Source organism: Rhizobium sp. CF080 (assembly GCF_000282095.2).
Lineage (GTDB): Bacteria > Pseudomonadota > Alphaproteobacteria > Rhizobiales > Rhizobiaceae > Neorhizobium.
In genome coordinates this window covers 560,883-579,811 of the sequence record NZ_AKKC02000004.1, presented here as the reverse complement: position 1 = coordinate 579,811, position 18,929 = coordinate 560,883, and the positions used below count along the sequence as shown (strand labels likewise).

The 18,929-nt window shown below is 60.4% G+C and carries 14 protein-coding genes; 10 read left to right on the top strand and 4 right to left on the bottom strand.

Annotated features, from left to right (window positions below; all coding sequences use genetic code 11):
* The first annotated feature begins 192 nt into the window (after positions 1-192).
* From PMI07_RS09725 to PMI07_RS09715, 3 genes are all read left to right on the top strand, one after another.
* The gene (locus tag PMI07_RS09725) at positions 193-1,440 is read left to right on the top strand and encodes an efflux RND transporter periplasmic adaptor subunit (RefSeq protein WP_155956427.1); all 1,248 of its coding nucleotides are present in this window, start codon (positions 193-195) and stop codon (positions 1,438-1,440) included.
* Positions 1,437-4,499 carry an efflux RND transporter permease subunit gene (locus PMI07_RS09720; protein WP_007762012.1) on the top strand — a complete coding sequence of 1,021 codons (3,063 nt, stop codon included), beginning with the start codon at positions 1,437-1,439 and terminating at the stop codon, positions 4,497-4,499. Before PMI07_RS09725 ends, PMI07_RS09720 begins: the two co-directional genes overlap by 4 nt.
* A 203-nt stretch (positions 4,500-4,702) precedes the next feature.
* Positions 4,703-5,425, top strand: coding sequence for a response regulator transcription factor (locus PMI07_RS09715; protein WP_007762011.1), 723 nt, complete (start codon positions 4,703-4,705; stop codon positions 5,423-5,425).
* A gap of 93 nt (positions 5,426-5,518) precedes the next feature.
* On the opposite strand, the gene PMI07_RS09710 is transcribed toward PMI07_RS09715, so the two are convergent.
* Positions 5,519-6,367, bottom strand: a complete 849-nt coding sequence (locus PMI07_RS09710) for a MipA/OmpV family protein (protein ID WP_007762009.1) — start codon at positions 6,365-6,367, stop codon at positions 5,519-5,521.
* A gap of 282 nt (positions 6,368-6,649) precedes the next feature.
* Between PMI07_RS09710 and PMI07_RS09705 the strand changes: the two genes are divergently transcribed.
* Together PMI07_RS09705 and PMI07_RS33980 are read left to right on the top strand one after the other, a co-directional pair.
* The gene (locus PMI07_RS09705; protein ID WP_007762008.1) at positions 6,650-7,987 is read left to right on the top strand and encodes an ATP-binding protein; all 1,338 of its coding nucleotides are present in this window, start codon (positions 6,650-6,652) and stop codon (positions 7,985-7,987) included.
* A gap of 162 nt (positions 7,988-8,149) precedes the next feature.
* The gene (locus PMI07_RS33980) at positions 8,150-9,082 is read left to right on the top strand and encodes a LysR family transcriptional regulator (protein WP_007762007.1); all 933 of its coding nucleotides are present in this window, start codon (positions 8,150-8,152) and stop codon (positions 9,080-9,082) included.
* Between the two features lie 124 nt (positions 9,083-9,206).
* Here the strand turns inward: PMI07_RS33980 and PMI07_RS09695 are convergent, their stop codons facing one another.
* Both PMI07_RS09695 and PMI07_RS09690 read right to left on the bottom strand, forming a co-directional pair.
* Positions 9,207-10,589, bottom strand: a complete 1,383-nt coding sequence (locus PMI07_RS09695; RefSeq protein WP_007762006.1) for an MFS transporter — start codon at positions 10,587-10,589, stop codon at positions 9,207-9,209.
* 235 nt (positions 10,590-10,824) lie between these two features.
* Entirely contained in the window at positions 10,825-11,772 is a 948-nt protein-coding gene (locus PMI07_RS09690) for a dihydrodipicolinate synthase family protein (protein ID WP_007761997.1), read from the bottom strand.
* Between the two features lie 163 nt (positions 11,773-11,935).
* Between PMI07_RS09690 and PMI07_RS09685 the strand changes: the two genes are divergently transcribed.
* Entirely contained in the window at positions 11,936-12,967 is a 1,032-nt protein-coding gene (locus PMI07_RS09685; RefSeq protein ID WP_007761994.1) for a LacI family DNA-binding transcriptional regulator, read from the top strand.
* Positions 12,968-13,042: 75 nt separating this feature from the next.
* Here the strand turns inward: PMI07_RS09685 and PMI07_RS09680 are convergent, their stop codons facing one another.
* Positions 13,043-14,590 carry a putative N-acetylmannosamine-6-phosphate 2-epimerase gene (locus tag PMI07_RS09680; RefSeq protein ID WP_007761992.1) on the bottom strand — a complete coding sequence of 516 codons (1,548 nt, stop codon included), beginning with the start codon at positions 14,588-14,590 and terminating at the stop codon, positions 13,043-13,045.
* 99 nt (positions 14,591-14,689) lie between these two features.
* Here PMI07_RS09680 and PMI07_RS09675 point away from each other — a divergent pair, with 99 nt between their 5' ends.
* The 4 genes from PMI07_RS09675 (at position 14,690) to PMI07_RS09660 (ending at position 18,925) form a co-directional block, all read left to right on the top strand.
* Positions 14,690-15,418, top strand: coding sequence for a FadR/GntR family transcriptional regulator (locus tag PMI07_RS09675; RefSeq protein ID WP_007761989.1), 729 nt, complete (start codon positions 14,690-14,692; stop codon positions 15,416-15,418).
* Positions 15,418-17,004 (top strand): ABC transporter substrate-binding protein, encoded by a 1,587-nt coding sequence (locus PMI07_RS09670; protein ID WP_007761979.1) that lies wholly within the window; start codon positions 15,418-15,420, stop codon positions 17,002-17,004. The genes PMI07_RS09675 and PMI07_RS09670 overlap by 1 nt, the downstream gene beginning before the upstream one ends.
* A gap of 82 nt (positions 17,005-17,086) precedes the next feature.
* The gene (locus PMI07_RS09665) at positions 17,087-18,046 is read left to right on the top strand and encodes an ABC transporter permease (RefSeq protein WP_037086510.1); all 960 of its coding nucleotides are present in this window, start codon (positions 17,087-17,089) and stop codon (positions 18,044-18,046) included.
* A 3-nt stretch (positions 18,047-18,049) separates the two neighbouring features.
* The gene (locus PMI07_RS09660; RefSeq protein ID WP_007761973.1) at positions 18,050-18,925 is read left to right on the top strand and encodes an ABC transporter permease; all 876 of its coding nucleotides are present in this window, start codon (positions 18,050-18,052) and stop codon (positions 18,923-18,925) included.
* The last annotated feature ends 4 nt before the right edge of the window (positions 18,926-18,929 follow it).

Genomic DNA, 18,929 nt, shown 5'->3' with positions numbered 1-18,929 from the left:
GTAGGCCGCCCTCGGGCTGCCCGATGTTGATTGTTGTTAAGTCATATTTCGCCCGGTTGCCCTTGATGTCGGCGATGGCCGATACGCCGAAACATTTCTTAAGAATACGAAACAGCGCGGGCTTTCCACCTCGCTACAGTGCGATCCGAAACATTGGGCACTGCGGTGCCCCGGTACAAACAGGGTCGCCTCATGACTGCATCACCAAAGATCGTCTCTGCGCTGAGATCTAGCGCCAACCGTGCGGCAAGAGCTGCGCTTGTCGCCTTCTGCCTGCCCACCGGCTCGCTTGCCGAGGAGCGGCAGATGCCGGTGACGGCAGTGGTCGCCCGGCAGAAAGCGATTACCGAGCGGATCGAGGTTGTGGGAACACTCGCCGCGCGAGAGGAGATCCAAGTCTATCCATCGGTTCTCGGCAAGGAAATCAGGCAGATCCTCGTCGAGGCGGGACAGCATGTCAGCCAGGGCGAGGCGCTTGTACTGCTGGACACGACCGAGGCTCAGATGCTGCTGGGGAAGAACGCGGTCAACCTGCTGCGCGGCAGGGCAGCTGTTGCCGTCGAGAGCAGCCGGGTAGACTTGGCTCTGATCAGTGAGGGAGAAGCCCGCAGGAAGCTTGAGCGCAGCCGCGCGCTTCAGCCGAAAGGCGCCATCGCCGATAACGTCCTCGATGAGCATCAGAATGCCTATGCACGCGCCGGTGCGGAACTGCGGCTTGCACGGCAATCGCTGGAACTCGCCGAGGCTGAAGAACAGATGATCGCTCGCGAGCGGCAGGAGATCGAACTGACTGTCGAGCGGAGCACGATACGGGCTCCGAGCTCCGGCAAGATATTGAGCCGCAAAGCGCGCATAGGCGCAATGACTTCCGGGTCGGCCGAGCCACTTTTCGTCATCGCCGAAGACGACGACATGGAATTCGTGGCGCAGGTGACCGAAACAAGCTTCGTGCGTCTGCATGAGGGAATGCGCGCCGAAGTTACCTTGCCTGGCCGGAATGAAGCCATAGAAGGCAAAATCCGCCTGAACGCCGCCCAACTGGACCCCAAGACAAGAAGCGGGACTGTTCGGGTCGAGCTTGCCGACGACGAAGGGCTTACCCCCGGCGTGTTCGCCCGCGGCGCCATCGACGTCGCCGAACGCAGAAACATCCTCGTGCCCAGCTCCGCGGTCAGAAGCGCGGGCGGCGCACACAATGTCTACGTCATCTCCAATGGCGTGGTGGATGTGCGCCGCGTGAGCATCGGATCATCGCAGGGAGGGTTGGTCGAGATCGTCGGCGGCATCGAGGATGGGGAGGCGATCGCGTTGAAGGCGGGGGCTTTCCTGAAGGCGGAGGAACGGGTCAAAGCCGTCATGGTAACGCCGCCTGAGCCTCAAACCCGAGAGCCTGCCGCCGCCGCATCGCTCGAAAACCGGGTGGGAGCCCTGACACGATGAGCATGAACATTTCGGCCTGGGCAATCCGCAAGCCGCTCCCGTCGCTTCTTCTTTTCGTGGTGCTGATGGTCGTCGGCCTCTACAGCTTCACCCAACTCCCGATCACCTACTTCCCGACGATCATTGAGCCTGTCGTCAAGATCACCATCGAACAGTCGGGAGCGACGCCCGGCGAACTCGAGACCGAAGTGACGCGTCCGGTCGAGAATGCGGTGGCGACGTTACCGAACATCAAGGAAATGAAATCGACCGTTACGCAAGGACGCTCCATCACGGAAGTCGAGTTCGAGTTGGGCTTGGTATCGCCGGATCGCGCCGTCTCAGACGTTCGTGATGCGGTCGTCAAGGTGCGCTCCGATTTGCCGGAGACGATCGATGAACCCGTGATCGAACGGGTGGAGGAAGAGGCCCAGTCCGTGGTGACCTATGCAGTCACCAACAAGGACATGACTCTTTCGGACCTGTCCTGGTTCGTGGACGACGTTGTCTCGCGAAGACTGCAGGGCCTCAAAGGCGTGGGGCGGGTCGAGCGGGTCGGAGGTGTGGAGCGGGAAATCCATGTCGAACTGGACCCGACCCGGCTGCAGGCATTGTCGCTGACGGCCAATGCGGTGAACCAGAGCCTGATCGACAACCAATTCGACGGATCCGGCGGGAAAAGCAATCTCGGCGGGCGGGAACGGGCAGTCATATCCGCCGCCGTGGCACGGAGCGTGCCGGAACTCGCGGCCCTCCGGATCTCCCTATCGGATACGACCAGCATCCGGTTGAGCGATGTCGGCCAGGTCGAAGATACTGTCGCCGAGCCCCGATCTTTCGCCACTCTGGACAAGTCCGACGTCGTTGGCTTTTCCGTCTACCGGTCGCAGGGCGCCAGCGACGTCACCGTGGCGGAGGAAGTAGCGACGGCGCTTGCAGCCCTCAGTTCAGACGACGTGGGCACCCGCTTCAAGCTCGTGGAAGACAACGTGTCCTACACGGCCGGCAACTATCATTCGGCCATGAAGACGTTGTTCGAAGGTGCGGCGCTTTCCGTCGTCATCGTGTTCCTGTTCCTGCGCGACTGGCGAGCGACGGTCGTTGCTGCTGTCGCCTTGCCGCTCTCCGTCATACCGACCTTTTTCGCCATCGATCTTTTAGGCTTCTCGCTCAACATTCTGAGCCTGCTGGCGATCACCCTCGTCACCGGCATTCTGGTCGACGATGCTATTGTCGAGATCGAGAACGTCGTGCGCCATCGCAATATGGGCAAGTCCGCATACCGGGCGGCGCTGGACGCGTCCGACGAGATCGGACTTGCTGTCATCGCGATTTCCGCGACGATTATCGCGGTCTTCACACCGGTTGGTTTCATGAGCGGCGTGGTCGGTCTTTATTTTCGCGAATTCGGCCTGACGGTTGCCATTGCAGTGTTCTTCTCTCTTCTTGTCGCGCGGCTGGTTACGCCGATTTTGGCTGCGTATTTCATGACGAACCGCGCATCGTCACCAGGGCAAAAAGGACGTCTCGCGATCGCCTATGAAGGGCTGCTACGGGTAACGCTCCGTTGGCGGTGGTTGACGGTCGGCTGCGCCCTGGGCGTTTTCGCTCTCGCGCTTGTCGTCATGGGATCGCTGCCAACGGCATTTCTGCCAGAGGAGGACACGGGCCGTCTGACGCTGTCCGTGGAGCTGCCTCCGGGCGCTAGCCTCGACGAAACCCGCAAAACGACGAACGAGATCGCCGACCTCGTTCGTCTGGAGGATGGGGTGGAGAGCGTTTTCGTGCGAGCCGGTGCCAATACGACGGGACAGGAAGATGTGCGCTATGCCGCTGTCCTGGTCGATCTGCTTCACAAGTCGCAAAGGGACCGTTCATCCTTTGCAATCCAGGAAAGCCTCGAGAAAACACTTTCGGCCGTTGCCGACGCGCGGCTCCGTTTTCTCAATACGCGAGGAGGAAGGGATCTGTCCTTTGCGGTTCTTTCCGCCGATGGCGATCTCGCCCAGCACGCCGCAGAGACGATCCTCGAGACGCTTGCGGCGGACAAGAGTTTCGTCAACCCGACGGCCGACAACGCGGCGACACGACCAGAACTCCGGATGACGGTTGAGATGGACAAGGCTTCGACAATCGGCGTGTCGTCGGCTGAGATCGCTCGAACTATCCGGGTTTCGACCGTTGGCGACGTGGACAGCCGTTTGCCGAAATTCACCGACGGTTCGCGGCAGATTCCGATCCGGGTCCTGCTGGACAGCAGGGCTCGCAATGACCTACCGACGCTGGAAATGCTGACGGTGCCCGCAGCCGACGGAACCGCCGTCCCCTTATCCGCCGTGGTCGATATGAGCCTCGACGAGTCCGTGTCCACCATCGAACGTTTCGATCGCGAGCGCCGCATCGAGATCGGAGCGGACATGGCCTCAGGCATGACCTCGGGCCAAGGGCTCGACAGGCTTATGCAACTGGACAGTGTCAAAAACCTGCCACAAGGCGTGCGTATCCAGGCGACCGGAGACTCGGATACCGAGGGCGAGGTGTTTGCCAGTTTCGGCGTGGCGATGGGATCCGGTCTCCTGCTGGTTCTCGTGGTCCTCATCCTCCTGTTCGGAAGCGTCTTGGCGCCATGGACGATCCTGTCCTCTCTACCGCTCTCGATCGGAGGCGTTTCGGCGGGCCTGCTGTTGAGCGGCAGCGCCCTATCGCTTCCGGTCGTCATCGGCATCTTGATGCTGATGGGCATCGTGACCAAGAACGCCATCATGCTGCTGGATTTCGCCATCGAGCGCGAAGCCCACGGCCTTGCCCGCATCGACGCCATCGTCGAGGCGTGTTCGGAGCGGGCGCGTCCGATCATCATGACGACGCTCGCGATGATCGGCGGAATGCTGCCATCCGCGATCGGGATTGGCGACGGCGGCGAGTTCCGCGCTCCCATGGCGATCGCGGTCATCGGTGGGCTGCTGGTTTCCACCCTCCTGTCGCTGATCGTTATTCCCTCACTTCACTTGATCGTTTCGAGTGTCGGCGATTGGGCCGCCCGCATCTTCAGGCCTTTCCTCCAGTCGGCCGAGATCTGACGGACCCGGCGCCGCCGACGGTGGCGCTAGACGTCTGGGCCGGCCATTTGGCCGGCCCAGAGATTCTGGTAGAACCAGAATCGGTGCCGGCGGCCACACTGAAACCGCGGCACCGGAGACATCGCAATAAAACTTAACAAAGCGAAATATCTGGGACGTTATCCTGCAGGCATCCTTGCCCACACCCAGACAGGAACAGTTCGATGCAGCCGAATTTCGCCAACGCCAGGATACTGATCGTCGAGGACGATCCGGCTATCGGCAATCTTCTGGCGCTGACAATCCAGGAAAGCGGCATGCACCCCACCGTCGCCGAAGATGGACGGTCGATGCAATCTCTGCTTCGAAACAATTCCTTCGATCTCATCATCCTGGACATCATGCTGCCAGGCGAGGATGGCCTCAGCATCTGCAAGCGCATTCGTTCGGAAAGGACCGTCCCCATTATCCTTCTTACCGCCCTTGGCGAGGAGGTCGACCGGATCGTCGGGCTCGAAGTCGGCGCCGATGATTATATCACCAAGCCATTCAGCCCCCGAGAGGTTGTGGCTCGCGTCCGCAGCCTCCTTCGGCGGGCATCGTACGGATTGACGAACGGCTCGGGGCAGAGAAAGCTAAGGTTTGACGGCTGGCTGATCGATCCGATGCGTCGGCAGGTCTATGATCCAAGCAACGCCCGCATTTCTTTGACGACGACAGAATTCGATCTTCTGCTGGCCTTCTGTCGCAATCCTGGCCGGATCATTACCCGCGAGGAACTGCTGCAGTTCACCCATGCCGGGCTGGCCGGCCCTATCGAGCGCAGCATAGATGTGCATATCAGCCGGCTGCGCCAGAAAATCGAAGCGGATCCGAGGGAGCCGACGATGTTGCAGACGGTCAGGCTCGGGGGATACACGTTTACCGCTGTGGTAGAGGAATTCTGACATGCATGGCGGCGAGCTCGCGAAACAGAAACAGCCGGGTCAAGCCCGGCTGTTTCTGTTGATATTACCTGCGTTCCCGGGCCTGGATGCCGGTCAGAACTTATAACCGACAAAGGCCGATACCGAGGGCTGCACCTTTTCTTCGACGATCGGGCTATCGGCAGCGTCTCCGGTCAAGACGCCAACCCCCACTTCGCCACGAACCAGCCAATGTTCGCTCAAGGCATACGTGGCGGATGCGGAGACGTCGACGCGCTTGAGGCCTGCTTCCGCTTTGTATTCGGGCAAGCCCGAGCGCGCTGCCTGTGCCGCATCTATCCCGAAATAAGCCTGCATATGCTTCGCATTCGCGATGGTTGCCTCTGCTTTCGCACCAATGATAAGCCGTTCGGTCACCGGCGCCGAATATTCTACGCCGAATTTTCCGATCAGGCTTTCGCTACCATTGATGGTCTGATCCACGCTTGCATAAAGCTCGACCGGACCCCATTCATAGGCAACCTTGGCGCCTACGGTCGCCGCAAAATCGATGTCGCCGAGCCCCCTGAGCCGGTTTCCGTCACCCTCGTCGCGGCCGCTTTCATAGCCCACATTCCCGGAGACGGAAAATCCGTTAGCCTTGTAAGCCGTCACGCTGACGCCGCCGGGATCAATCTCCAGCCAGTCTCCGTAGGTGAAAACGACGAAGGGAATGGGGCTCACCTCGAACTCGTCGCTTCCTTCATATTTGGGATCGTAGGAAGCGCCGGCGCCGACGATCAGGCTCCAGTCATGCTTGGGTTTGGTGTTGTCGAACCGAGCGCCATCGAAGGACGGTTCAGGCGCGTCACTCGACGCGGTCTGATCGGCGGCGGAGACCTTCGAGGCCAGTCCTGCAAAGCCGATGACGGCACATAGTGCGACCGGGAAAAGACGCCGCTTGTTTGGTTTAAGGTATGACATGAGGGCTCCAGATGCGTGATCAGCCCGCCGTTCCAGATCGCAAGCGGGTCCTGCGAGGCGGTTGTTGCATGGTGGAGCCATGGGGAACGTGTATTTGTGTTACGCTTTGTTACGGATCCCTGGATGCCCGGAATGACAGAGTAAACCTTCTCCAATCGCAACAAAACGTAATGATTGATCAACGAAACATCCGCGACCGCAAGCGACAATTCGGGTATCCTCGCCACCTGCCAAATAGGCGCGACACTTATTGGTCAGCGCAGATCGTGCACCGGAGTTTGGATGCCGCACCGCCACCTTTTTACGCTTTCGACTATTCAAAGTCAGATCACAGCGATCATACTTTTTGGTCTCATCATCATCGTCGTGGGTGGCTCCATGCTTGAGCAAAGGGTTGGCAATGATTACCCGATGCTCGATATCGACACCGTCGACACCTATGCGGATCGGGTCTTTGCGCTCAGTTCCATCCTGAAAACGGCAACACTCGAAGAACGTGATGTGGTCGTTTTGGCCGCCCGTCGCGCTGGCTGGGATCTGACCCTGCAACCGAGTTCACTCAAAACCACATTCACCACGACATCTCCCGCGGAAAGCATGTTTGAGGCTGTGGTTGACTTCCTGTTCGCGCCTGACGGAACACAGACACCGGTGGGTGGGTGGAAGACGTTTCTTAACGGCAAGCGCGTCGTTTCCGCCGAGGTCGATGAACAGACGATGCTGGTTTTGGGAGGGTTTCAGGACACGGCTTTTTGGAATGAACTCCTGGCCCGAGGCCCGCACTACCTTGTAGCGCTTATTACATTGATCGTCCTCTTTTCCTCCTTCGCCGTGAGGGCAATCACGCGTCCATTGCGGAAGATTGCGGCGGCAGCAGCAAATGCCGACATCACATCCGGACGAATGATTTTCGAAGAAAAGGGAAGCGTTGAAATCGTCGCCGTCGCACGGTCGCTGAACGGTATGAGCGATCGCATCACGACGATGATCGAAGGCCGCACGCGAATGCTGCGAGGGGTAAGCCATGATCTGCGAACCCCTTTGACACGGTTGAGGTTGCGTGCGGAGCGTGCGTGCGAGGGTGAATTGAGAGACATGCTGCTTGCCGACATCTCTCGGATCGACAGCCTTTTAAGGGATAGTCTTCGCTACCTGCGCGACGATCATAACCGCGAGACAGCGGAAACCGTCGATCTGGCATCGATGCTTCAAACGATCTGCAACGAATTCAGCGACATCGGCCACAACGTGAGCTATTTCGGCCCAAATCGTCTGCCGGCACGTTTCAAGCCAGTTGCGATAACTCGGGCCGTCAACAATCTTTGTGAGAACGCTGTCAAATTTGGCAGCAACGTCGACATTTCCCTGAGCGTCGTTGCGGAAACCGTCGTCATCGAGGTAGCCGACGATGGCCCCGGCATCCCCGAGGCCTTGCGGTCGCGGGTACTGGAGCCGTTTTACAAGATCGATGCCGCCCGTTCGGTAAACAGTACGGGATTTGGATTGGGCTTATCCATCGTCTCTGAAATCGTCCAAGGGCATGCAGGCACCTTGGAGTTTCTCGAGCGCCAGCCTCATGGCCTAATAGTACGGTTGAAAATACCGCTCCGTCACTCGTAGACTGGCCCAGCGCTTTCGTCTTCGGTCGAATTGACGAGGAGACCGCGAAGATCCGGAAGTGCCGCCGCTCCCCGATCCACCCTCGTCGAACAGCTGAGATTTGCCCGGGATGTCGCCTTTGTCCATAGTGGCTGCAGAATAGGCTGGCACAGAGCGGGAAGCATGAATAACAACCTACACAGACTCGATCTTCGTCAGTTGCGGCATTTCCTGGCAGTTGTTCATACCGGCAGCTTCAGCATGGCGGCCGAGAATTTGCGGTTGACCCAGCCTGCGCTCAGCAAGAGCATCCGTAGCATGGAGCAGGCGCTTGGCGTTCGCTTGCTCGACCGCGGACCGAGCGGAGTTCAGGCGACACTGTTCGGACAGCGCCTGATCGGCTACAGCGAACTGCTGCTGTCGTTGGCCAACGAGGCCGTCGATGAAATAGATGCGCTCCGCGGCGCGCGGCGCGGCTCCCTTCGAATTGGAAGCATGGCTGCCGCCTTGCGGCAGCTTATCCCCGATGCGTTGAACCAGTTTGCGGTCGCGCGCCCGGATGTCGGTCTCATGGTGCATGAGGGCACAAATGAAGTCCTGCTTCCCCAGCTCTTCGCCGGAAAGCTCGACGTCGTTTTCACCGTAAAACCCAGCGAGATCCTGAACGAGGATTTCGAATGGAGGCTCGTTGCGAAGGAGCCCGTGCAGATCGTTGCCCATCAATCGCATCCGCTGGCAAATCGCGAAAATCTGACGGTCGCAGATCTCGCGGAATACAGCTGGGTCCTGCCGCCCCTACCCGAGACCGACAGGCTGCTGCTCGAATCTCTTTTCCGCAGTGCCAGCTTGCCCAAACCCGTGGTGGCCGTAGAAACGACATCGATAAACTTTCTGACCTCGATGATCTCGCGGACCCGCCATCTGGCCTATCTGACGCGCGCGAACCTTCAAGGAAGCGGATTGGGGTTGGTGGCTCTCGACTTCAACGAGATTTCGCTGACGCGCGACATATATGCGGTCTTTCGGCGCAAGGGCGAGGTCCGTCCAACAGTCTCGGTACTTTTGAAGGAAATCGAACGATCCAGCGATATGGGCGCATCCCCTTCGTTGGAGTAAGTGCTCTATGAAGGCGGAGCATTCCGCCGCACGTACGGAAGCTCTCTAGAAAAGATCAAGGCCCGGACGATCTTCGCCGAGCCTTTGATCCCTTGCTCTTTTTGATCGCTGACACTTCAGGTCGTCATGGCGAAAGTTCCTCCAGGACCTTGCCCTTGGTCTCAACCGCGAAGACGGCCGTGACCAGCGCGCCAATCAGAAGGATCGCGGCGAAAGCGCCGAAGACATACTGGATGCCCATCGAGGACATCACCCAGCCCACAGCAATAGGCCCCGCAGAAGATCCGAGACGCAGCCAGGCGCTGCCTGTACCCGTGCCAATGGCACGAAGGCGGGTCGGGTAGATCTCTGCCGAATAGAGGTAGAGCGAGAAGGTCACGGTCTGGACGATAGCATAGGCGAGACCCGCGAGGACGAGAACCTGGATCGCGGACGTCGCACCCAGCCAGGCGAGGATGACAAGCGGGATCGGCGCGATCAGAAGGGCACCTGTGTACCAGCGCTTACGGCCGACCTTGTCGATGAGCAGTGCGCAGATAACCGCCGCGATGACGCCACCGACCGAGGTGATGAAGCCGTAGAAGATGCTGGTTTCAAGCGGCAGGTTGAACGTCTGTCGATAGAGGGTCGGAAGCCAGGTGATCGTTCCGTTGGCGACCATATAGGCGCAGAACCACATGGCCCAGATCGACAACGTGCGCTTGAGGTAGATGCCCTGGAAAAGTTCGTGCCAGTCGGATCTGCGGCGGAGGGGAGCGGCCACGACTTTCGGCTTCGGCAGTTCCGTGCCGGCAGCGCGAGCGCTGTTCTCGAACCTGGTGACGATGCGGTCGGCGTCCTCATAGCGGCCGTTGGCGGCAAGCCAGCGGGGTGATTCATGGAGGAACCAGCGCAGGGGGATCATCAGGATCGCGGGGATCAGTCCGACGACGAACATCGCCTTCCAGCCGTAGGCTGGGACCAGGAAGTAGCCGATCAAGCCCGCGCCGACGAGGCCGAGCAGGAACATGACCTCATAGAGCAGGAAGAAGCGGCCACGCCCCTTCGAACCGATCAGCTCGTTGATATAGGCACTCGCGACCGGAACTTCGCCGCCGGTTCCGATGCCTTGAATGAAGCGGAATGCCATCATCATGCCGGCGCCGGCCGCGAAGAGGCATGCGATGTCCATGCTGACGAATAGCAGGATCGTGAACAGCAGCACCTTGAGGCGGCCGACCCTTTCGGCAAGCCAGCCAAAGCAGATGGCGCCGATCAGCTGCCCGAGGTAGCCCATCGACAGGATCATTCCCGTCTGTCCTGGGGTCAGGCCCCATTCGCGGACAAGAACCGGCATGGCATAGGCAATGGCAATGACGGTGTAACCGTCAAAGAATGTCGCGGCGCCGACGATGTTTCGGGCCCAGAAGACCTCCCGGGTGACCGGCAGCCGTTCAAGGCGGGCGCTGATTTCAGCTTGGGTATCGACGACCGGCGACGGCGCGGTCATCCGTTGTTCGATGTTCATGTTTCCTCCCTTTGCCTGGCCCTCCCGGCCTGGCGTCGAACCTGCGCGTTGGATGTCTTAAACTTCGGGATCCTTGGGCACGACGTTGCCCGCGGATCTGGAAGGCATGGCTCTCTCATCGGCGAGGGTTGCACCAGCCTCACAGATGGTGCGGCTGCGACGCATCAGTCCCGAATGCGGCCGCATTTTCTCCCCCCTGAAAACGCCCCCGCGTGAAAAGCGGGGGCGCTCTCGACTACTCAGCCGCCATCAGCTGCTCGACCCGGCCGATTCCCGCGGCGTCGAAGGCCGCAAAGATTTCGGCCTCGGCCTTTTCGCCGAGGTTTTTCAGCGGCTCGCGGATGGTGGCATGGTCAAGCACACCACGATGAACGAGACCGAGCTTCAGGGCGACTGTGCCTTCCATGTGGGAGCCACGATGGTAGACGGCACGGGTGACCGGAAGGAGACGTTCGAAGATCTGGCGGGCCTCCGGATAGTTCTGCGCCTTGCCTGCCTTGATCAGGTCGATCAGCAGCTCCGGTGCGATATTGCCGTAGCCGACAAGCAGGCCGTCGATATCGAACATAGTCGGCAGCAGCCATTCGTCATGGCAGCTCAGAATCTGCAGGTTCGGGTTGGCCTTCTTGAGTTCCGGAATCTCGACATACCAGCGCTTCATGTTGCGAACGCCATTCTTGGTGGCAACGACGCCGTCCTGGGTCGCGATCGCAAGCTGGGTGTCCAGGTCGTAGGAAGCCTTGGTGGCATCCGGGTACTGGAACAGGATGCACTCCAGGCCCGATTCCTGCCAGATCGCCTTGTAACGATCCTGCGGCGCGCCTTTCTGAAACCCGAAACGCAGCCAACCGTGGTTCGGGTAGACGAGCGCGCCGGTCGCGCCGGCAGCCTTGCACTTCTTGGCTTCTTCAGCGGCGACCCTGGTGCCCTCCCCGGTAATGCCCGCGATGATCGGAACCTGGCCCTTGACGGCTTCGACATAGGTGCGGATGAGCTTCAGGCGCTCTTCCTCGGTCAGGAACGTGCCTTCACCGGCATGGCCAAGAATGACAAGGCTCTTCACGCCGTCCATGCCTGCAAGCCACTTGGCGATACGAGCATTGGCCGCGTAATCGACCTCTCCGTCGCGGGTGAACGCGGTGACGGGTGCCGGGCTCAGGCCTCTCAAATCCATCGATGGCATAGGTTGTCTCCTCCTTGATAGACGCTGTCCGCCTTGGCGACCAGCGATGGGATCGTTAATGGGAACGTTCCCACTATCGTTTCCGATTTTACTGGAGTCAACATTTTTTTTGATGCATGCTGAGGGCGTTAATCGCGAGACAGCTGTAAACGGAAAAAGTGAAATGGATTCAATGGCCGAAGAAGCGAGCCGCCAGACACGGGTGACCATCCTTGATGTTGCGTCGGCTGCTGGCGTTTCGAAATCGACAGTATCGCGCATCCTCGATGAGCGACTTCCCCGGTCCGATAATGAAACGGCGCGCCGCGTCCGCAAGATCGCGGAGGATATGGGTTATGTCCGCGATGTCTCCGCTGCGAGCCTCAGACGCGGCAGCACGATGACGGTCGGCGTGATCGTGCCCCGGCTGACCGATACCGTCATGGCAATGCTCTACGAATCCCTGGCAAAAGCGTGCAGCAAAAGCGGCCGCTTCGCCGTTGTCGCGACGACCGATGACAAGCCCAAGGCCGACAGGCTTGCTGCCGAGTCGCTTCTGAAACGAGGCGTTGACGGATTGATCCTTTCGACCGCCCGTGAGGATGATGATTTCCCTGACGAGCTGGTGGCCCGAGGTGTACCTTTTGTCCTGGCTCTGCGCACCGACGGACGGAGCCTTTCTTCGATTGGCGACGACCGGTTGGGGGGATATTTGGCGACGCGTCACCTCCTGGACCTGGGTCATCGTCGGATCGGCGTGATTGCTGGTCCGTCATATGCCTCCAGCTCGCTCGGACGCGTCGAGGGCTACAGGCAGGCACTGGAAGAGGCAGGCGTCTCGGTCTGTCCGGACTGCATTGTTCCGTCGACCTTCGGGATCGACGCTGGAGCGGATGCGGCCGAGCAGCTCATGCGGTTGGAAGATCGTCCTACGGCGATCTTTGCAGTGAACGACAACACCGCGATCGGCGCACTGTCCGGTCTTTCGCGTCTCGGAATGTCCGTACCCAACGATGTTTCAGTGGTCGGATACAACGATATCCCTATCGTCAGCCATCTTCCGACACCGCTGACGACACTGCGCGTTCCCTTCGAGCAGATTGCGTCAAACGCTTTGGATCTGCTCACAAATGGGGCCGCTTCAGCTGACGATCGGATCCGCGTCTCGGCTCCGACCCTCATACCCCGAAAGTCTTCTGCCAAGCCCCATGCGTGAAATGCGCTAGGTGCAACGGCTCAACTGGCCCACGACAGCGCGTTTATCGCCAGCGGCCTTTTTCCGCTACCGCCGTCAAGCCGAAGCTGCACGGATCTTCGAGTGGGTGTCGTGCGCCATAGCCGCTCCTGCAATGTCAGCGGCGCCGATCGCCCCTGCTTGGGGGCCGAGCATCGCCGGTACTATCTTGAGGTCGAAATGGTGGGGCAAATGCTTAAGAACCTCGTCGAGATAACCCTCGGCCAAACCAATACCTCCGCCGATGACGATTGTCTTCGGATCGAGGATCATTTTGATATCGCCGCAGAGCATTGCCGCCCGCCGCGCGGAGCATGAAATGATATCCCTCGCCCACGTGTCGCCTGCTCGCCATCGGGCAAAAACTTCCGTCGCCTCGACCGCGTGACCGGCTTTCGCCGCTTGCGCGGCCATCCATCGGCCGGATGTTTGATCTTCCAACGGATGCATACCCTGGGAGGGGCTGCGGATGAGGCCGAAGTGCCCGGCCATTCCCGTCAACAGGCGTCCATTGACAACGATGCCGCCACCGATCCCTGTCGAGATCGTCAGAAATACCATGTCAGCGTCCTGGCCCGCTCCGAACCGGTATTCTCCCCAGGCTGCCGCCTGTGCATCGTTGACCGCCTGGACTGGGACGCCGAACAGATCTTCGGCCCTCTGCACCAGCGGAAAACTATCCGGTATGGCGAGTGTCTCCGAATTGAGAGCTGACCAACGACCATCTCGGATCAACCCTGTCGCGGCGATTCCAATCCGTTTATAGCGGCCGGCCCACGCCGCCGTTTCGCGTGCAATGGTGGAGAGCCATTCCTCCGGCCCGGCCTCTCGTACAGTCGCGATCTTGATTTCCTCAAGTACGTCCGAGCCGGAGACCAGAGCGGCCATCGTTTTGGTGCCGCCGATATCGATCGCCAATACGGGGCCTTCCGCCCTTGTCGCCAAAGCCCGCGAGACCGCCGTATTGAACCAGGACGTGACATGCTCGGTCCTGGTGATCGCCGAACCGACAACGACCGCCGATGCCCCTGCCCGAACTGCGGCAGCTGCCTGTTCCGGAGAGCGGATGCGCCCTTCGGCAATGACATGTGGCGTCAGGCGGCGGATGGCGGCAATAAGTGCCAGATCCGGTTCCTCCGGCTCAGGCCCGCCGACATAGCCGGACAGGGTCGTGCCGACGAAGTCCACACCGGCTGCAAGAGCCCGGCGCGCATCTTCCAGGCATGAGCAGTCTGCCATGGCAAGCCTGCCCCTGCCCTTAACGGCCTTGACCAGCGCCTCGACCGAAGCCGGGCGCTTGCGATCGGTCGCGTCGAACGCGATGATATCGGCTCCGGCATCGGCCAGCGCTTCGGCATCGGCGATGAAGGGCGTGATCCGCACCGCACTGTCCGTCAGGTCACGTTTGACAAGCCCTATGATCGGGACGCCAGTGACCGCGCGCACGGCCGCGACATAGGCAACGGATTCGATCCTCAGCGCCGTGGCGCCGGCGGCAAGCGCCGCCCTGGCGAAACCAATCACGAAATCCGCATTGTCCTGCGGTCCGCCCGGAACGGGCTGACAGGACACGACCAAACCTTGCACCATCATTTGGCTGCTCATCTTCTACCTCGATCATGCTCAATAGATATCCAATTGACAGATATCCTACAAGTGGATATGTCTCATTCATCCCGAGTGCACACCCGAAACGAGACCGGCATGCAGCTGAAATCGATCAAGCCCCTGACCCGCGCGCCTCTCCTCCACGTTTCCGTGCAGGAGAGTATTCGCGGCTATATCAGCGACAACGGATTGAAGCCGGGCACCCTGCTTCCGGCCGAATCCGAGCTCGCAAACCAGCTCGGCGTCAGCCGAAATTCCCTGCGGGAAGGCATCAAGGCGCTGGAATCGCTGGGCGTGCTGGAATCGCGGCGCGGGGTCGGGATTTTCGTCAAGGCCTTCTCGTTCGAGCCGTTGCTCGACAATCTCGCTTACGGTCTCGGTGGTGCGCTTCGCCAGATCGAGGAAGTGATCGAGATCCGTCGCACGCTGGAAGTGGGGCTGATCGGCAAGACGCTCGAGATGATCAGTGACGAAGATATCGCGGAACTTCGCGCCACGGTGGATCGGATGCGCATCCACGCGGAGCGTGGAGAATCCTTCGCCGACGAAGACCAGCTCTTTCATACCCTGCTCTTCCGCTGCCAGAACAACGAGACCCTTGCCCGGCTCATCGATGTATTCTGGCTGGCCTTCTACAAGGCATCCGATTTCGTGAACCTCGAGAACGTGGACCCCGTCGCGACCTGGAGGGATCACGCGGCGATCGTCGATGCCATCGAGGTCAAGGATCTTGCGGAAGTACAGATGCGCCTGGATCGCCATTACGAGGGCATTTCCCGGGTGATTGCCGCCAACAAAACAAGTTCACATGTGGGAGGAGCATAATGAACAGACTGTCCATACTATCGTCCGCCATCGCGTTCGCTGCGATGATGGCGACCACGGCCATTCCGGCCTTCATCGCCCCGGCTCAGGCCGCCACGTTGTCCGGCGGTTTCGACGTCGGCCCCGGCGGCTTCCAGGGCAATTTCAATCCACTTGCCGCGACAGGCGGCTTCACCTGGCTCAGCGTCTATTTCGAGCCGCTGGTGACCTATGACGAAAAGCTGCAGAAGGTGGTCGGCGTGCTTGCCTCGTCCTACGATGTCAGCGCCGATCAGCTCACCTACACGTTCAAGCTGACTGACGCGAAATGGCACGACGGCAAGCCGTTTACCGCCAAGGACGCCAAGTTCACGATGGAGCTTGCCAAGAATGCCAAGACCGGCTCGGTTCTGGCGGCTCGCCTGGGCGCGGTTTCCTCGGTCGAGGCCAAGGACGACAAGACCCTCGTCGTCAAGCTGTCGACTCCGTCCGCAAGCCTGATGGACACGATAACCAAGGTGATGATGTTGCCCGAGCACGCTCTGTCGCAGATCGCCCCGGACCAGCTCGCCAAGAACAGCTGGTGGTCCACTTCGCCGATCGGCACCGGTCCGTTCAAATTCACGAAATACGTCACCGACCAGTATGTCGAACTTGCCGCCAATACCGACTACCGCGGCGGCAAGCCGGCATTGGAAAGGATCATCAACCGTTATTTCGCCAACCCGGCGGCGGCGATCGCCGCTCTGCGCGCCGGCGAGATCCAGTTTACCTACGTCGATTCGAACGATCTGACGGCGTTCAGGAACAACAAGGATTTCCGCATCATCGAAGGCGATTCCTTCGTCGTCAATTATCTGGGGTTCAACCATGACTCCCCGATCTGGAAAGATATCAAGGTCCGCCAGGCCGTCATGTATGCGATCAATCGCGATGCGATTATCCAGAGCCTCTATGGCGGTGCGGCAAAACCGGCTAACTGCGCCTATGTCGCCGACCAGGTCGTGCCGAAGGGCATCGAGACCTACGCCTACAATCCGGAAAAGGCCAAGCAGCTGCTGAAGGAAGCCGGCTGGGATCAGATCAACGGCAACAAGCCGATCACGCTTCTGACCTATTACACCACGCCGCTCGCGGCCAACGTCATGGCGGCCGTCCAGGCGATGCTCGCCCAGGTCGGGATCAACGTAACGCCACGTGCCGTCGATACCCCGACCTATAACAGCATCGTGCTCAACCCGACGCCGGACACCGCGCAGTTCCAGATGGTCTATGCCGGCCTGCAGAACGGTCCGGACCCGGGCAGTATCAATGTCGGCCTCAACGAAAAGCAGATCCCGCCGGCCGGCCCGAACGTTGCGCGCGTTCGCATGCCGGAGCTGACCGCCGCCCTCGATGCCGCGCTCGGCGAGACGGACGCCGCCAAACGCGGCGCCCGCTACCAGGACGTCTGCAAGGTGATGAACAGCCAGCTCCCCTGGGGGCCGCTATGGGTGGCAAATCGTTACGGCATCGCCTCCTCCAAGCTCAAGGATTTTGTTTGGACGCCCGCCCCCGGCGGCGGGCCGTACCAGGCATATCCGGAAAAGTGGGCGATTGCCGAATAAGGCTTGAGCCTATGTGAAAGCCGAGGATGGCGCGGGCGCGAACCCGGCCATCCTCGCCATACCCCCTCACGGGAACGAATTCATGCTGAGATACAGTCTCCGGCGCTTGCTGATCGGAGTAGGCATGCTGCTTGCTCTGAGCGTGCTGATCTTCGTACTGCTGCGCCTCACACCCGGCGATCCCATCGACGCCTATATCGATCCGAACGTGCCTATGTCGCCTTCCGACCTTGCGGAACTGCGCATGACGCTCGGTCTCGATCAGCCTCTGCCGGTGCAATATCTCGCCTGGCTGCAGCAGGCAGTGACGGGCAATCTCGGCTATTCGATCCAGCGGCCCGACCGGCCGGTGCTCGGCCTCGTCCTGTCGCGCGTCGGCCCGACCGTGCTGTTGATGGGAACCGCGATCGTGATCTCGATCATTGCCGGCATTGCGACCGGCATGATCAGCGCCGTGCGTCGCAATTCGGTGGCGGACTTCTCGTTCTCGGTGCTTGCCGTGACCGGCATTTCCAGCCCGCCGTTCTTGAGCGCCCTCGTCGGTCTCTACCTCTTTTCCGTCTACTTCAACTGGCTGCCGTCCGGTGGCATGCTGACGCCCGGAGGAGAGTTCTCGATCGGCGACCTCCTTCACCATCTCATCCTCCCCGCCATGCTGCTGGCAATCGCCCAGACGGCGCTGATCATGCGCTACATGCGCGCCTCAATGCTCGAGGTCCTCAATCAGGATTATGTGCGCACCGCCCGCGCCAAGGGTGTCTACGAGTTCTGGGTCATCACCAAACATGCTCTGCGCAATGCGCTGCTTCCCGTCATTACGTTGATCGGCTCGACCATCGGTCTTGCCATCGGTGGCGCGATCTTCATCGAGAGCGTCTTCAACTGGCCGGGCATGGGCCTCCTGATGGTCAATGCAGTGGAGAACCGCGACTACCCGGTCATCATGGGATCGACACTGGTGATCGGCGCCTGCGTCATCATCGTCAACCTCCTCACGGATCTCGCCTACGCGGTGGTCGATCCGCGCATCAAAGTGGATTGAACGATGCTGGCCCGCACCCCCTCCCGCAGCCCGGGTCCGACCGCACGGTCCCTTCACCGGTTCCTGCTCAACCGGGCAGCCGTCCTTGGCATGTGCATGATCGTGCCGATGATCCTGCTGATCCTCTCCTATCCGTTGTGGTGGAGCTTCAAGCCCAATGACATCGACCTGCTGGCGATGAATGCCGGGCCGACCACAAAACACTGGTTCGGCACCGACGGCGTCGGTCGCGACATCTTCGCCCGCGTCATGGATGGCGGGCGGATCTCACTCCTGGTGGCGATAACCTCAACGATCATTTCCGCGATCATCGGCTTTCTGGTCGGGGCAGTCTCGGCGCTTGCCGGTCGCTGGGCGGATGCCGTCACCATGCGCTTCGTCGATCTGGTCATGACGCTGCCGCCGGTCATATTCCTGCTGGTGCTCGCCTCGATCGCCGGCACCGGCATCCGGCCGACGGTCCTGGTGATCTCGCTCCTCTCCTGGCCCCTCTTGGCGCGGATGGTACGGTCTCGGCTCCTCGAACTTCGTGAGCGCGACTTCGTGTTGGCAGCAAGAGGCATGGGTGCCGGTCTCCCGCACCTCCTCTTCCGCCACGGTCTGCCGAACTCGATCGACATCCTTGTCGTCTTCGCGACGCTGCAGATCGCCAATGCCATCCTTCTGGAGGCAGGCCTCTCCTTCCTCGGGCTCGGCATTGCACCGCCCGCGGCGAGCTGGGGCAACATGCTGAACGCCGCCCGCTCCACGGCAGTGCTGGAGCAATATCCCTGGCAATGGCTGTTTCCGGGCGGTGCGCTGGTGCTCGCCGTCCTTGCAATCAACTTCATTGGCGATGGTCTTCGCGATGCATTCGACCCTCGCGCCGAACTAAACTGACGAT